Source organism: Acidimicrobiia bacterium (genome assembly GCA_041676705.1).
Lineage (GTDB): Bacteria > Actinomycetota > Acidimicrobiia > Acidimicrobiales > SKKL01 > Actinomarinicola.
Genome location: JBAYRL010000003.1, coordinates 260,951 through 275,546 on the forward strand (window position 1 = coordinate 260,951; position 14,596 = coordinate 275,546).

The window sequence follows — 14,596 nt, forward strand, 5'->3', positions numbered from 1 at the left end:
CATGCTTAGCCGGTCGGTGATCTACACCGTGGCGGTCTAGATCAAACTTCTTCGAACTAAGGATTACTGAATGTTCCTTGCCTGGCGCGACCTTTGGGTTGCCCGCGGACGCTTCGTGCTGGTTGGCGTCGTAATCGCACTGGTTGCCCTCTTGGCAGGCCTGCTTTCAGGTTTAGCCACAGGACTTGTGGATGATGGAATTTCAGGTTTACGGCGCTTGCCGCTAACTCATCTCGCGTTTCAACAAGGAGCGGGAGTGGAATTCAGCCGCTCGAGCTTGGATTCTGACAACGCGGAGCCTTGGCTTGAGGCCATGCCTGACGATGCGGCACCGGTTGGTATGTCTTTCTTCAATGCACGCACACCCGAGGGCAAAACAATCGATTTGGCCTTGTTCGGTACCTCGACGGGGTCGTTTCTGGCGCCTACGGGTGAGGCTGAACACGCTCTAACAGAGGGTGGAATCGTGCTAAGCGATGAATTCTTAGATGACGGTCTGGCTGTGGGCGACGAGCTCACAATCATCGGCCCCGACACGACAATTCCAATCTTAGGCTTCACCTACAGCGGTTCTTATGGCCACGTGGATATCGCTTTTACTTCCCTTGAGGTCTGGCAACAGCTCGTTTTTGGCGAAAGCGCTCGAGGTAGGTTTAACGCTATAGCCATTCGAGATACTGGCGACACCGATCTCCATGCCTTGGCAAACGCTTCTGACACCGTGGTGCATACCAAAACAGCGGCATACAACGGTTCACCCGGTTTCGCGGCTGAAAGCGCCACCATGTCGCTAATCCGAGGCTTCTTGATCGTAATTGCCGCCATGGTGATTGGAGCTTTCTTTACAGTGTGGACCGTGCAGCGCACTCATCAAATTGGGTTGCTGAAGGCACTCGGAGCAAGCACCACTTACGTAATTCGAGACGCGCTGGGCCAGCTGGCGGTGGTGATTACCCTTGCCACCTTGGTAGGTACCGCTATCGCGGCGGCTATTGGCGCAGTAGTTAGCGACCAGGTTCCTTTTCGGATTGAACCAACGTCACTGCTCACCACGGCACTGCTTCTCATAGCGGCGGGCATGTTGGGATCATTGATTGCTCTACGGCGAATTACCAGTGTCGACCCGGCCGTGGCGATGGCAGCAGGAGTTTAAGGTGAGCATTCGTCTAGAAAACATCAACGTCACGGTAAAAGACGGTCCCGAAGAGCTGGTTATTCTGGATAAGGCCGACTTGGCCGTTGAGTCTGGTGAACTGGTAGCAATCACCGGAGCTTCAGGTTCAGGTAAATCAACCCTTGTTGCGGTGGCTGGACTACTGCGAGAACCTCGCTCCGGCACAATAGTCATCGCTGGTGACGACTTCACGAACGCCAACCAGCGCACACGTACGAAAGCTCGCCAAGACCACATCGGTCTCATTTTCCAATCGGCCAATCTCCTGCCTTCTCTCACCGCGCTCGAACAGTTGGAACTAGTGGCCCACATAGCCGGAAAGTTGGATTCAGAAGCGCGAAGCCGAGCCAAGAACTTGTTAGCTGAGGTTGGCCTCGGCGAGCGGTTTGGCCACCGACCAGCCCAACTATCCGGTGGTGAACGCCAACGGGTGGCCATTGCTCGGGCGTTGATGGGCAAGCCATCAGTTTTGTTAGCCGACGAACCAACCGCGGCCCTCGACGAGGACCGCGGCCGAGAGGTTATGCAACTGTTGGCTAATTTAACCACCGAGCAACAAACGGCGACCGTTATTGTGACTCATGCTCCCGAGCAGTTGCCTTCGCGAAGCATCCGTTTACATTTGAGCCACGGCGCACTTTCGGCCATCTAACTCACCTATGGCAGCCCGATAATGGTTTGCTGAATGGCAATCTGTGTCATCAGAATCTTGGGGTTTTCGATCGGTTAACGAGCACCGAGATCATCATCACGGTCAGTGTCGGAATGAAGAACACCCCGATGCTCATCATGCCGAGCACAATAAATACACCCATTAATCCAGTCACGAAAACTCGGGCCTGCTGACGTCGTGCAACGGGCAATATCAACGGCACGGCAACTAAGAGCACCGGGATAGCCATGAGAATCAGAACCGATGGTCCTTCGTTCTCAAGCAGAGACACACTATCTTTGGTCACCGTTTCGGTACGGGCACCAAGTTCGTCTTGCACGACCGAGACTTCTACACTGCTGCCGGTCGGCACTAAAAGAACCAAAACGGCGCTTATGACCACTACGGCGAGAGCTATCAGATTCCACCGGTAAGCCTTAATTTCTTTCGGTGAGATCTCGGGTTTGCCACTCATGTTGGGCTCTGCCGTGGCATTAACATCTGACGAACGACGCATGACCGCCCCTAACCGCCTAGATAGAGTTGGCCATTAGCCTATCTTGGGGAAACGGCGACCGTCAGCGTTCCGTCCATGGACGAGTGGAAATAAATCGTCCATTCATCATTCTCAAGCTCTGCCGACGGTGGGCCCTCATCAAGCACCTCGAAGCCTTCGCCCACCAATTGGGTTCGATATTCCTCAATTAGGTCGTCGCCAGATTTATTCAACGAGGGATCAATAGTTAGCAGAACGCTAAAGGTGCCACCCGGGTTGTCTCCACTCATCAAAGTGCTTGACTTAGTGAAATTTGGCAGTGGGATGTTTGGAAAGCCATCTGGCAAATCTGAACGTTCTTGCGACCCGGCATCAGAGCTAGCACCTTCATCGGCGCCATTGTCAGCTTCGGCACCTTCATCGCCGTCATTATCAACATCGCTAGATGCTTGGCCTAGATTCACACCTTGGCCATTTTGGCCTTCAGATTCAGAATCTGACGAACAGGCCACCACCCCACCAAAGAACAAAGCACCAACAGCAACCACTGCCAGCAGTCGGCCCAACAAAGAGTGGCTCGCTCGAGAACCAGAAATCATCAAACACTTTCCTTTCACGCCTATGTCGGAGACAAGTCACCACCCTAGACACCCAAAAGCCCAGAACGGTTACACAACTGCCGAACCTTTTGTCATCCCGAGCCAACCCTGGCGCATGAGCGAGGACCGGTCACACCATCTTGTTAGATCCTCAGAGATAAACATTCACCAATGGGGAATAATATATGACGTATCATGTTTATAGTTGGTAGACTCTTGGTTAACTAAGAATCACAACCACCCAAACGAACCCGCCTTTCCACAACCAGAACCCAACCATTCCCACCAAAGGAGCTCGCATGCCTGCTGTAACCGCTGACACGATGGTGCTACCACGAGTCACAAGCGCCAATCTCGAAGAAATTGAACGGCCAGTAAAGGCCATAACCACGGGCCCGAGCGGATTTGAAGGTCTGGGCTTCCCGGTGCGGCGCACCATGGCGGCTTTGCCATACACCGAAACCGACCCCTTCATAATGATGGACCACATGGGTGAAATCGACTATGGAATCGGCGAGCCTAAAGGCACCGACTGGCACCCGCACCGCGGCTTTGAAACCGTGACGTACCTAATTGATGGCAAGTTCCAACACCAAGACTCCCATGGCGGCGGAGGACTAATCACCGAGGGTGCCACCCAGTGGATGACCGCCGCTTCGGGCATTCTCCATATCGAGACCCCACCAGCGGAAATGATGAAAACCGGGGGCCTCTTCAACGGTTTCCAACTTTGGGTCAACCTTCCCGCTAAAGCCAAATGGCTTCCACCGGCCTACCAAGCTGTTGAAGCTTCCGACGTGTTGCTGTTGGCCTCAGAAGATGGCGGCGCGCTGATTCGTGTCATCGCTGGCGAAGTGGATGGCCACCAAGGGCCAGGCTCTACCCACTCGCCCATAACCATGATCCACGCCTCAATTGCCCCCGGGGAACGCCTTTCATTGCCCTGGCAACGCACTTACAACGCCTTGGCCTACGTATTTGCTGGTGAAGGGACCATTGGCCCTGAAGATGCACCCATCAAAATGGGCCAAACCGCGGCCTTTGGCGCTGGCGATCGGTTGTTGCTAACCGCCAGCGCATCACAAGACAGCCGTACCAATTCCATGGAAGTGCTGCTGTTGGGCGGTGAACCGATTGGTGAGCCAATGGTCCACTACGGCCCCTTTGTGATGAACACCAAAGACGAACTGGTTCAAGCGGTGGAGGATTACCAATCGGGTCGTTTGGGGGTCATTCCAGACGACGCCATTATGCCTCACACCTACGGAAACTAAAGCCGGAACTTTGGACCGTTAGACAGGGGCGGTGGGCGTAAATCGCACTGGCATGTGTTTGATACCTGCCACCAAAGGAATACCTACTGCATCGAGTGGAACTGGCGGACCAGCCAGTTCCATATCGGGCAACCGAGTGAGCAGCTGGCGAAAAACTACGTTTAGTTCACGCCTAGCCAAATGAGCGCCCAGGCAGAAGTGAGGGCCCGGTCCTCCAAACCCAACGTGATCATTGGGCGTGCGCAACACGTCAAAGACTTCAGGGTTCTCAAACTTACGTGGGTCGCGATTAGCAGCACCGTAGAACATGACGACCTTGTCACCTTCAAGTAGCTGATGACCCGAAATCTCTACGTCTCGGGTGGCGGTACGGCGCATAAAGGTTACCGGTGAAGCCACCCGTACGATTTCTTCCACCGCCGTGGGCGTCACTCCGTCGATGTCATTAGCCCAAATAGCTTTCTGATCGGGGTTTTCCGACAGCAGCTTCACCCCGTATGAAATGGCGTTTCGAGTGGTATCGTTGCCAGCAGTCGCCAACAGGATAAAAAACGGGGTTAGATCGGCAGGGTCGAACATGTCTTCGCCGACATCGTTATGAACCAGCTTCGAGGTTAGATCATCAGTTGGGTTCCGCTTACGTTCTTCGCCAAGTTCCCGCATGAGGGCTTCAAGCGACATGGCCGCTTCGAAGATGGCCTCTATCTGGGTTTTGCCACCCAAGAATTCAGGGTCGCCAGCACCTAAAATCACGTTGGTAGCGTCGAGAACTGTTTGGAACTCGCTACGCGGGATGCCCATCATGTCGCAAATAATCAGGAGCGGGTACGGCTGTGAAAGCACCTCAACAAGATCAACCTCACCCTCCTCACAGAAGCTATTGATGACTTCATTAGCGATGGTTTCTACGCTGTCGAGGACCCCCTGAAGCTGACGGGGAGTGAAAGAACGCGCCACAATGCCACGCTGGCGAGCATGCCGAGGGTCATCCATGTTGATAAAAGATCCAAAGAACTCAAGTGCATCTTCGGCCATATCTTGAATAGTTACGGCGCCCTTGCCGGAACAAAAGTCGTCAGCCCTGCGACTGATTTCTAATACTTCTGCGTGCCGCGTGATGGCATAAAAGTCTTCCGAGATTCCAACCTCGGGAAATTCGAGGCGGGCCGGAACAAATGCACTTTCTTCGCGGACCTTTTGAAATCCCAGCATGCGCTCTTCCAAGGGCAACTGCCAAAATCCCCGGTCAGTCAAAATTGAGCCTGCACCCATCACTCTCTCCAAATCTCAGTGCTGTGTCTGGCGTCACAATAGCGCAACTTGTCGAAAGGCTGACTGCTAGCACGCGTTTCGTAGATTTGGGCCTCTCCTACTTACCAGGTACGATATTCCATAGAGTTTTGGATAATGGGAGTTTCAAGGCGCATGAGCAAACAGACAAACACGGCTAAAGCTTCCTCCGGTGGCCTGTCTAGTGGGCTCAAGAAAGCCACTATTCCATTGGTGATAGCGGCGGTAGCTGGCATCATTGCCATTCTCTCGTTCACCGGTGCTGGCAACTCTGACCAAAAAGCCACGGCTAACCCAAACGAAGATCCGGCTGCCAACTTGCCAGCCTTCAACTTCCCCGGTCCTCGACCTCGGGGCGACAATGGTTTTGCACTCGGATCAACTGATGCGCCCGTTGTGATGATCATGTACAGCGAATATCAATGTCCGTTTTGCGGGCGTCACGCCACCCAAACCCAGCCCGATCTGATTAACACCTACGTGAAAGCCGGACTTCTTCGTATCGAATGGCGCGACTTTCCCTTTCTCGGCACCGAATCGTTCACCGCTGCAAATGCTGGCCACGCGGCAGCCGACCAAGGAGCGTTTTGGGAATACACCGACCGTCTTTTCGCCGAACAAGGCCGCCCTAATAGCGGACATTTCACCGACGAATATTTGATCGCCACTGCGGCCGATCTTGGACTCGACACCAAACGCTTCAGCCAAGTTATGAACGACCCCGCCACCGCCGCGGCAGTTGATGCCGACCGTGATGAAGGTGTTTCATACAGCGTCACAGGTACCCCGGCGTTTTTTATTAATGGCCAGTTCGTAAGTGGCGCACAACCGCCAGAAGTATTTGTTGCGACCATCGAAAACGCGGCGGTCGCAGCTGGCGTTGTTTTCGACTAGCAGCATTTGCCTCTACGTCGATTCAGCCCGCCTAATAGGACCGGACCTTGAGCGAAGTTACCCTAATAACGGCTTTTGTGGCCGGGGTTTTGGCACTGTTATCGCCTTGTAGCGCGCTCTTGGTGCCTTCCTTCTTTGCCTATGCGTTTTCTACCAAGCGCGCTCTTGCAATGCGAACGCTTGTGTTTTGGGCTGGTTTGGCCACCGTTTTGGTACCACTCGGAATGGGATCGACCTTAGCTTCAACGGTGGTTTACAAACACCGTGAAACCATGATTCTAGTAGCGGGTTGGGTGTTGATTGCCTTGGGGGTATATCAGCTATTGGGCAAAGGTTTCTCCATACCTTTCACCAATCGACTACAGGCCGGGACCGCAAAATTAGACGTGCAAGGAAGCATTGTTTCAACCTATGCCCTAGGTGCCGTATATGGCCTGGCCGGGTTTTGTTCCGGCCCCGTCTTAGGTGCCATCTTGACCATGGCGGCCACCGAATCGGTGCCGCTACACGGTGGCATCATGCTTGGGGTTTACACCCTGGGAATGACAGCCCCATTGTTCGTGATGGCCGCCGCGTGGGACCACTTTGACCTGGGCAAACGTGGTTGGCTTCGTGGAAAACCGATTAAGCTTGGCCCAATTCGTACCCACACCACATCGGTTATCTCAGGGGCGCTGTTCGTAATAATCGGTTGGATGTTTATCCGCTTCGACGGGATGGTGGGGGCTACCGGACTCTTTGGCGATAACACCGACTTAGAGTTTCGCCTACAAGATCGCATTAACGACTGGTTCGGTTGGATTCCGGGCTGGTTGGTCGCAGTGGTTGTTCTGGTGGCGGCTCTGGCGGTGGCTTGGAAACGAGCTCGGCGGGAAATGGCTTAAACCTCAACCGCCTTACCAGCAATTCGCCATTCTAAGAATCCCTCTTCAAGTCGAACTGCATGGTAACCGTGGGCGTTCAAGATACGTACTGCTTCGTGCGCCAGTACACAATGGGCACCGCGACAATAAGCGACGATTTGATGCTCGCTTCGGGGCTGTCCATCGGCTTCAAACCCAAGAGAAGTGAGGGCCGAAATTTCCTCTAACCGCTCGACCAGTTCGCTATACGGAATCGAAACCGCACCACCAATATGGCCCGCCGCGTACTCAATCGGTGAGCGAACGTCGATGAGGGTGATATTGCCCTCGTTTAGTCGCCGCTCAAGTTCGGCCTTGGTCACCTGTTTCACCTCGGCTTCGCCCCCGCTATGTTCATCCACCCCAGCTGGGCCCGCCTCACTCGTCTCTGCTAGTTCTCCAGCCAAGTAGTCTTCCAACGAACGCGCCACCTGCGCCGAATGCGAACGCGCTACTGCGCCAAGTGCTGCATACAGGTGGGCCACATCGTCACCAGCCAAACGGTAGATGACCTTGGTTCCCTCAGATCGGGTGGCTACCACACTGGCGGCCTTCAAGACCTGCAGATGAGCCGAAATAGTGGTGACGCCCGTACGTAATTCAGTCGCAATGGCATCCACGGAGTATTCAGCTTGGCTTAACAAGTCGATTATCTTCAGCCGATTCGGGTTCGCTAACGCCTTGCCCACGGTTGCCAGATCGTTAAAGAGTTCATCTCTCTTGCTGCCGCTGACCACTCATCCTCCACATATCTATGGAATAGAGTAGAGCCTAGCGGCAATAGCCACAAACCCTTGTTCATGGAACTAGCTATTAACTAGACCTATGCTGAGCGGAGACAACAACGCCCTGGGGGAGGACCATGCGGTATTCTGATGCGCCCAGCTTTGAAGCATCCATTGATATTGATGCTCCAGCGCCAATCGTTTGGATGCTAGTAACCGACATCAATACACCTGCCAGGTTCTCTGAAGAGTTCCAAGGCGCTGAATGGATAGATGGCGGGCCCGCACCCGGTGCCAGCTTCAAGGGCCGAAACGAACATTCGGCCATGGGGGGCTGGGAAACGATTTCTTACGTAACTGTTTACGAACCCGAAAGACATTTTGAGTGGGCCGTGACCAGCGTCGAATCGCCGACTTCCACCTGGTGGTACCGACTTGAACCGTCACACGATTCCAAAGCACCGGTTCGACTAACCCATGGGGGCCGAATGGGGCCAGCACCATCTGGTCTCTCCATTGCCATTAAAGCAATGCCTGATAAAGAAGAACGGATTGTGGCCCGGCGCCTGAGTGAATGGGAAACCAACATCCATGCCGTCCTCGAAGGCATTAAAAACTTGGCAGAACGTCAGTGAGGGCCGCTACCTAGAGCTAGGAAAGCACTAATGAAAATTGGAATCTGGGGTGGTGCCTACTCACCAAGTGCTATTGACTTTGTCGTAGAAGCCGAAAAACTAGGTGCTCACACCGTTTGGCTGCCCGAATTCTGGGCTGGCGACGCTTTAACCCCCATTGCGTTTCTGGCTGGCCGCACCACCAAAATTCGCCTGGCCAGCGCCATTGTGCAGCTTGGCACACGAACGCCGGCTCTGTTGGCGATGTCAGCGCAATCGTTGCAGGCGCTCTCGCACGACCGCTTTATTCTGGGCCTAGGTACCAGCGGGCCGCAGGTTATGGAGGGCTGGCACGGTGTAGCGTTCGACAAACCAATCACCCGTACCCGAGAGACCATCGAGATCGTGCGAATGATTACTCGGGGCGAGAAACTCAACTATAAAGGCGACCTTTATGAACTCCCATTGCCAGGTGGAGAAGGTCGCAGCATTCGATCAGCTATGCCGCCGGTACACGTTCCCATTTATTTAGCGTCTTTAGGTCCGGCCAACCTAGAGCTAACTGGAGAACAAGCCGACGGATGGATTGGTAATTCGTTTATGCCAGAATCAGCCGAAGTGTTCATTGAACCAATTCGCCAAGGGGCGACCAAGGCCGGACGGGACCTGAGTGAAATCGATCTTACCGTGTCGGTTTCCGTGGAATTCACTGACGACGTGGAGGAGGCGGCACAACGCCACGCCGCAGGATACGCGTTCACCTTTGGTGCCATGGGCTCACCGACCACCAATTTCTACAACAACGCCTTTGCACGCCAAGGTTGGGGCGAGGACATTCAGGCGGTGCAGAAGCTTTGGCTAGCTGGTGATCGAGAAGCCGCTCGAGAACGGGTTCCTAACGAGATCGGCTTCAAAACCAATCTGATTGGTACTCCGGAATTAATTCTCGATCGTCTACGACTTTATGCGGCGGCCGGAATTAATGAACTGCGAGTGCAGCTGACTTCGGATGGACTCGATAAACAACTGCACGATCTTGAACAGCTCATTGGGTTAACACAGCAAGTTAACGACGAAGGTATGACTAAACCCAGCGTTAACGTCCACTAACCCAGTTTGCTGCAACCCTTCCACCGGTGAACTGTTTAGTGTGTAAGGCCACTGTTTAGGGTCTGCGGCCGCGCTGGCCTAAAGAACTTTTTCAATAATGCTGCGGACACCTTCGCTATCGGGGTTGATAGCGCCGTGCCAGGTGTGCACGATTTGGCCAGAGGAATCGATTAAGACCGACATCGGTACCCCGAAACCCTTAAAAATCTGGGTAAAATTGTCGTCACCATCGCGCCATTGCGTCATGGTGAGATCAAGATCGTCAACCATCTTTTGGATGATGGTCTCGTCGCGTGTTGAGGAATCCAGGTTCACAATCACCACCTGTAGCCCGTCTTTGGGCTGTTCCAAATGCAAGCGCTCCAACGCCGGAAGCTCACGTCGACAGGGCGCACACCAGGTAGCCCAACTCGAAACCATGGCAGGTCGCCCCACCAGGTCATCTATTGAAACCGCTTCTCCGGTAACAGCATCGACTGCGTTATAAGCAACGGACACACTGTCGCCATTGGCATTACCAGCCGCGGCACCACTGCCGTTCGGTTTCACCGCCTGATTATCGGAACTACAAGAACTAGCTAAAACCATCAGCAGCGACACCAAGACAGCTAAAACGCCGCCCCAGTGCCGCCGTGACGTCCGAGCTAACAATCCGAATTCTGATGGTTTACTAGCTCGAGCATTCATTCAACTCACATTCGCTCGGTTACTCGGCGATCGACCGAAGATAGGCCACAATGTCGTTGATGTCGTCATCATTTAAGGCCGGGTTTCCACCCTTAGGCGGCATATCAACGCCCGTAGTGTTCTCAGGGTCAGCGGCCGTACGACCTTGCTTAATAAAAGCCACTGCATCGGCGTCGCTTAAGTCATGGAGAAAGTCGGAATCAACCAAGTCTTTGCCTAGATTTGGCAAACCCTTAGCATCGGCACCGTGACATGACACGCAGCTTCCTGCATATAGGTCTTTGCCTGCGGCAGCATCTCCCCCAGCCGATCCACCGTTGGAATCGCCGTTATCGGCCGCTGCAGTGGTGGAAGTTCCTCCGTTACCGCTGCTACCTGAATCATCGTCGTCTCCGCACGCTGCCGCTAACAATGTAAAACTAAAAACCACTGCTAGCACGCCCAGCACTGCTCTGAAATTAGACCTCTTCATACAACCTCACCAGCCTTTTCAAATTAAATAACAGATAGTAGAAATAGTATAGATTTCACCACTTAGTGGCCGCCATGCTCATGTGTCGAGCCGGCATCACCCCCTTCGGCCACATGGGTGAGTATTCCGTCCCACCGAAGGACCTCACCCTCAACTGTTTCGGCAAAATCGTTGGCGGCTTGCTCAGTTTCAAAAGCCACCATTCCCCCTGCCATGGGCGTTGGAATCTCGGGCGAGAATACAAACCAAGCATCGTCAACTTCTAGCCATTCCTCAGTGTTGTAATCATGCACCCAAGCCGTCATGTCACTGCTATGGCCGTGTTCTTCGGCGTGCAGCACCAGATCTTCAATATCATCGAAAATATACGGCTTGCCATTACCATCTCGATAAGCGGCGGCATAGCGTGCTTCGCTGATTATCATGTGGCAAAAATCGCAGGTGTCGCGCCCATAACTGATCTTCGGTGGGCCCGAAGCCACGTCATCTGAGCAACCGGAAATGCTCACAGTTCCGGCCAACAATATGGCCAACAACAGCGGCCAAAAGCCCACTCTAATTGTGATAAGTCGCCTCATCGTTCTGCCCTTCTGGTAAATACCACTCCGCCCACCAAGGCAGGAATAATCGTCCAAATTGCCAGAGATCCGCCGGTGACCCAACTGACTCGATCACCAAAACGGTCCACGGCATAGTTTCCGATAGGTCCTAATACATCAAGCGAACCATCGAGCATGGTCATCGCTGACAAGCGGAAAGCCTCAACGGGGTTCGCAACGGCCGCCATGAACAGGCTGCCCTCACCCATTCGGGTGGCGGTAGCGGTGCCCATGAGCCCAAGGTTGCCCAAGAGCACAAAGGCCAACCACAGCACTAACGCTAAGCCCATCGCCGTGGCGCTTCGGCTCGAAATGGTGCTAACCACCATGCCCACACCGACCATGGAAACCGCCAAGAGCCACGCCAAAAGCGCCAACCACACCAACTCGACACCATCGACCGGTGCCCCCCGAAGTGCAGACACCCCTCCTGCGATGCCGAAACCCGCTGACACCGCGGCCAAGAGCGACACCACATTCCCTAAGAAAATGCCCAGGTACACCTCGGTGGCGTTAACCGGATGCGACAATAAGAACGTCAGCGTGCCGCGTTCGCGCTGACCAGCCACACTGCGAGCCCCGATAGTTAGGCCCATTAAAGGCACAACCATTTGGGCCAAAGCCACTAATGATGAGGCCGTGCGACCAAAGCCCGTAAATCCAATGGTTGAGGTATTGGACGCTGAAATAGAACTAATCGAGGTGGCCAGAACCGCAAAGGCCCCCGCATAAAGCCATAGCCAGCGGTCTCGCAGTGCGTCGTGAAGTTCTTTGAAAGCCAGCACCCGAACCACACGAGCTTCGGTGCGTTCACGGGCCTTTGGTTGATGCTCTTGTACCGTTTCCATTAGCGCCACACATCCACATCTCTAAGCAGAATTCCGGCAGCACTGAGCGCATTCAAAGCGCGTCCTTTTTCTCCGGCGGTAACTTCAACCAACACGCCACGACTATTAGTGCTGGCCTCGAAACCAGCCGCGGTCAGAACGTCGATCGAAGAATCAATATCGCTGTCGTCGATACTCACATGCATCCATGAACGCAGGCCCAATTTCTCTGCCAGCGTGGCGGGCTCTGACACCAAGACCGGCACGCCAGCGTCCATGGCAATCACCCGATCCGCGATCACCCCAACCTCTTCCAAATGGTGCGAGGTGAGCACAATCACTCGCCTGGAATCGCGTAGACCCTCAAAGACTTCTAATACTGAAGCACGCGAAACCACATCGAGAGATGAGGTTGGTTCATCGAGTAACAGCACTGGCGGGTCGGCCATTAGCGCTAACGCGATGCCCAGACGCTGTTTCATTCCCCCCGAGAGCGCACCTACTCGTTTGCGTTGATGTTCAGCTAGTTCAACCCGCTCTAGTTGCACCATGCCAGCCGCCACATCGATTCGGCGCAGCCGAGCTGAAAGGGCAACGGTTTCGGCCACGGTGATGTCGTCGTAGAAGGAAAGATGTTGTGGCACATAGCCGATTAATGTGCGAGCCGATTTCGGTCGCTTGCGTACGTCAAAACCACCGATTTCAACGTTGCCAGAGAACCGAATAGCACCCAACAAACATCGCATAATGGTGCTCTTGCCAGCCCCATTAGGACCCCACAATGCCACAGCTTCACCGGGCTCAACGTTGAACGAAACGTTATCGACCACGACAGCCGAACCGTAACGCTTAACTAAATTACGAACTCGTATCATGTCGCCACCCGTCCTAGGGGTCTGGTGCCGCGCCACACCAAGATCGCTGCAAGCCCTAGAAGCAGTATCGACATGTACGCCAAGACGCTCCGTGAAGCACCCTCGGGCATGCCTTCAATTTTGGGCAGTTCTGGTGCGTGCACCAACGGCGCCACATCGACCGCCTTAGGGTCAGGTCGCAATGATGGAAAGGCTCGGGCCGCGGCGTCCAAAGCTTGCGCTGCCGGTGTCTCGGCGAAAAAACGTAGCTTAGGGTGACGATCAGTCATAGAGTCGTACAAGCTTTCAGCACGGTAAGGAATGTCGCCTAGGCCATCACCGTTGCGGTCATACCCGGCGTAATCGCTCCAGTAATTACCTACGCCATCAATCGTCCAGTCGTTCCCGCGTAGAACTCCACCGGTAGTGATTGAGATCTGTTCCTGGTTGTCAATGAAAGCATTGCCGGTGAACTCGGTGTCATGTATGGACGGCTGAAACAACACACCAGAAATATTGTAAGCAAACACGTTCTGATCGAAACGGAGCTTTTTACCAGCATTGAATGGCGTTGTATCCATAAATACTCCCACCCGATTTCCCACAAACCGATTCCCGCTCACTAGTGGAATGTCAGATTCTTTAGTGGCCATACCATAACCACTCGGCCCCGCACTGAAAGACAACACATTATTTTTGATTTCGCTATCGCGACTATACATCACATAGATGGCAGTTGAATTGCGAAACATAATGTTGCCCTGCACATCAACATTATCGGAGTACATAATATGCAGTCCGTAACGTCCGTCTTCAACCTTGTTGTCAATGATCCTGGTATCCGACGAAAAGAATGCAATTATATCTCGCCCTTCTCGCACCTCGTTTCCCTGGACCAACGTGCCCGGCGACTGGTAGACATGCACACCATCACCGCGCATGGTTAACCTCACCTCTTTAGAGCGAATGTCATTCCGTAAGACCACCGAGTCGGGGGCTTCCAGGAGATAGACCCCAAACAATGCGTCGTGTATCACGCAGTCTTGCACGGTCGTACGAGGCGCTTTTTTGGCGTACACCGCCGAGTCGGCATTGGCAATCGTGGCACCAGTTCCGCGAATTTCAAGACCATCTAAGACCACGTCAGCAGCGTTGATCGTGATTACAGAACCGTGCCCAAAGGCGTCAATAATGGTACCGGGCTCGCCCTTTAGGGTTATGGCCTTGTCAATTTCCACACCACCGGCATAAACCCCGGCTGGCAAGTTAAGAGTCTCACCCGCTGGGGTTTTAGCAATCAAAGACGCTAGATCAATTGCCGATTCAATATTGGCAACTTGACCGTCGGCCTTGCTGGTCGAAACCAAGAGCCAAACCCCGGTCAGGCTCACCGCCACAGCCAGCAACAAAGCGAGAGGAAATCGCAT

The 14,596-nt window shown here is 53.9% G+C and carries 17 protein-coding genes; 7 read left to right on the plus strand and 10 right to left on the minus strand.

Features of this window, described 5'->3' with window-relative positions:
• The first annotated feature begins 70 nt into the window (after positions 1–70).
• Both WC184_07180 and WC184_07185 read left to right on the plus strand, forming a co-directional pair.
• Positions 71–1,153, plus strand: coding sequence for an ABC transporter permease (locus WC184_07180; GenBank protein ID MFA7477664.1), 1,083 nt, complete (start codon positions 71–73; stop codon positions 1,151–1,153).
• Between the two features lies 1 nt (position 1,154).
• Positions 1,155–1,826 (plus strand): ABC transporter ATP-binding protein, encoded by a 672-nt coding sequence (locus WC184_07185; protein ID MFA7477665.1) that lies wholly within the window; start codon positions 1,155–1,157, stop codon positions 1,824–1,826.
• A gap of 49 nt (positions 1,827–1,875) precedes the next feature.
• Here WC184_07185 and WC184_07190 read toward each other — a convergent pair whose 3' ends face one another.
• Entirely contained in the window at positions 1,876–2,343 is a 468-nt protein-coding gene (locus WC184_07190) for a hypothetical protein (protein ID MFA7477666.1), read from the minus strand.
• Between the two features lie 38 nt (positions 2,344–2,381).
• Positions 2,382–2,921: a hypothetical protein gene (locus WC184_07195; protein MFA7477667.1), complete on the minus strand. Its 540-nt coding sequence runs from the start codon at positions 2,919–2,921 to the stop codon at positions 2,382–2,384.
• 299 nt (positions 2,922–3,220) lie between these two features.
• Between WC184_07195 and WC184_07200 the strand changes: the two genes are divergently transcribed.
• Positions 3,221–4,195: a pirin family protein gene (locus tag WC184_07200; GenBank protein ID MFA7477668.1), complete on the plus strand. Its 975-nt coding sequence runs from the start codon at positions 3,221–3,223 to the stop codon at positions 4,193–4,195.
• Between the two features lie 18 nt (positions 4,196–4,213).
• Here the strand turns inward: WC184_07200 and WC184_07205 are convergent, their stop codons facing one another.
• Positions 4,214–5,467, minus strand: coding sequence for a cytochrome P450 (locus WC184_07205; GenBank protein MFA7477669.1), 1,254 nt, complete (start codon positions 5,465–5,467; stop codon positions 4,214–4,216).
• 153 nt (positions 5,468–5,620) lie between these two features.
• On the opposite strand from WC184_07205, the gene WC184_07210 reads away from it, so the two are divergent.
• Both WC184_07210 and WC184_07215 read left to right on the plus strand, forming a co-directional pair.
• Positions 5,621–6,379: a DsbA family protein gene (locus WC184_07210; GenBank protein MFA7477670.1), complete on the plus strand. Its 759-nt coding sequence runs from the start codon at positions 5,621–5,623 to the stop codon at positions 6,377–6,379.
• A 47-nt stretch (positions 6,380–6,426) separates the two neighbouring features.
• Positions 6,427–7,263, plus strand: a complete 837-nt coding sequence (locus tag WC184_07215) for a cytochrome c biogenesis CcdA family protein (protein MFA7477671.1) — start codon at positions 6,427–6,429, stop codon at positions 7,261–7,263.
• Here the strand turns inward: WC184_07215 and WC184_07220 are convergent.
• Positions 7,260–8,018, minus strand: a complete 759-nt coding sequence (locus tag WC184_07220) for a metalloregulator ArsR/SmtB family transcription factor (protein MFA7477672.1) — start codon at positions 8,016–8,018, stop codon at positions 7,260–7,262. The genes WC184_07215 and WC184_07220 overlap by 4 nt on opposite strands.
• A gap of 125 nt (positions 8,019–8,143) precedes the next feature.
• Between WC184_07220 and WC184_07225 the strand changes: the two genes are divergently transcribed.
• The gene (locus WC184_07225) at positions 8,144–8,641 is read left to right on the plus strand and encodes an SRPBCC family protein (GenBank protein ID MFA7477673.1); all 498 of its coding nucleotides are present in this window, start codon (positions 8,144–8,146) and stop codon (positions 8,639–8,641) included.
• Positions 8,642–8,671: 30 nt separating this feature from the next.
• Entirely contained in the window at positions 8,672–9,730 is a 1,059-nt protein-coding gene (locus WC184_07230; protein MFA7477674.1) for an LLM class flavin-dependent oxidoreductase, read from the plus strand.
• A gap of 78 nt (positions 9,731–9,808) precedes the next feature.
• Here WC184_07230 and WC184_07235 read toward each other — a convergent pair whose 3' ends face one another.
• From WC184_07235 to nosD, 6 genes are all read right to left on the minus strand, one after another.
• On the minus strand, positions 9,809–10,417 hold the full coding sequence (locus WC184_07235; GenBank protein MFA7477675.1) for a TlpA disulfide reductase family protein: 609 nt from the start codon (positions 10,415–10,417) through the stop codon (positions 9,809–9,811).
• A gap of 19 nt (positions 10,418–10,436) precedes the next feature.
• Complete coding sequence (locus WC184_07240) at positions 10,437–10,889, minus strand: cytochrome c (protein ID MFA7477676.1); 453 nt, start codon at positions 10,887–10,889, stop codon at positions 10,437–10,439.
• Positions 10,890–10,951: 62 nt separating this feature from the next.
• Positions 10,952–11,467 carry a nitrous oxide reductase accessory protein NosL gene (locus WC184_07245; protein MFA7477677.1) on the minus strand — a complete coding sequence of 172 codons (516 nt, stop codon included), beginning with the start codon at positions 11,465–11,467 and terminating at the stop codon, positions 10,952–10,954.
• Positions 11,464–12,336, minus strand: coding sequence for an ABC transporter permease subunit (locus tag WC184_07250; GenBank protein ID MFA7477678.1), 873 nt, complete (start codon positions 12,334–12,336; stop codon positions 11,464–11,466). The genes WC184_07245 and WC184_07250 overlap by 4 nt, the downstream gene beginning before the upstream one ends.
• A complete protein-coding gene (locus tag WC184_07255; protein ID MFA7477679.1) occupies positions 12,336–13,190 on the minus strand; it encodes an ABC transporter ATP-binding protein in 855 nt (284 codons plus the stop codon). Before WC184_07255 ends, WC184_07250 begins: the two co-directional genes overlap by 1 nt.
• A complete protein-coding gene (gene nosD, locus WC184_07260) occupies positions 13,187–14,596 on the minus strand; it encodes a nitrous oxide reductase family maturation protein NosD (protein MFA7477680.1) in 1,410 nt (469 codons plus the stop codon). The genes WC184_07255 and nosD overlap by 4 nt, the downstream gene beginning before the upstream one ends.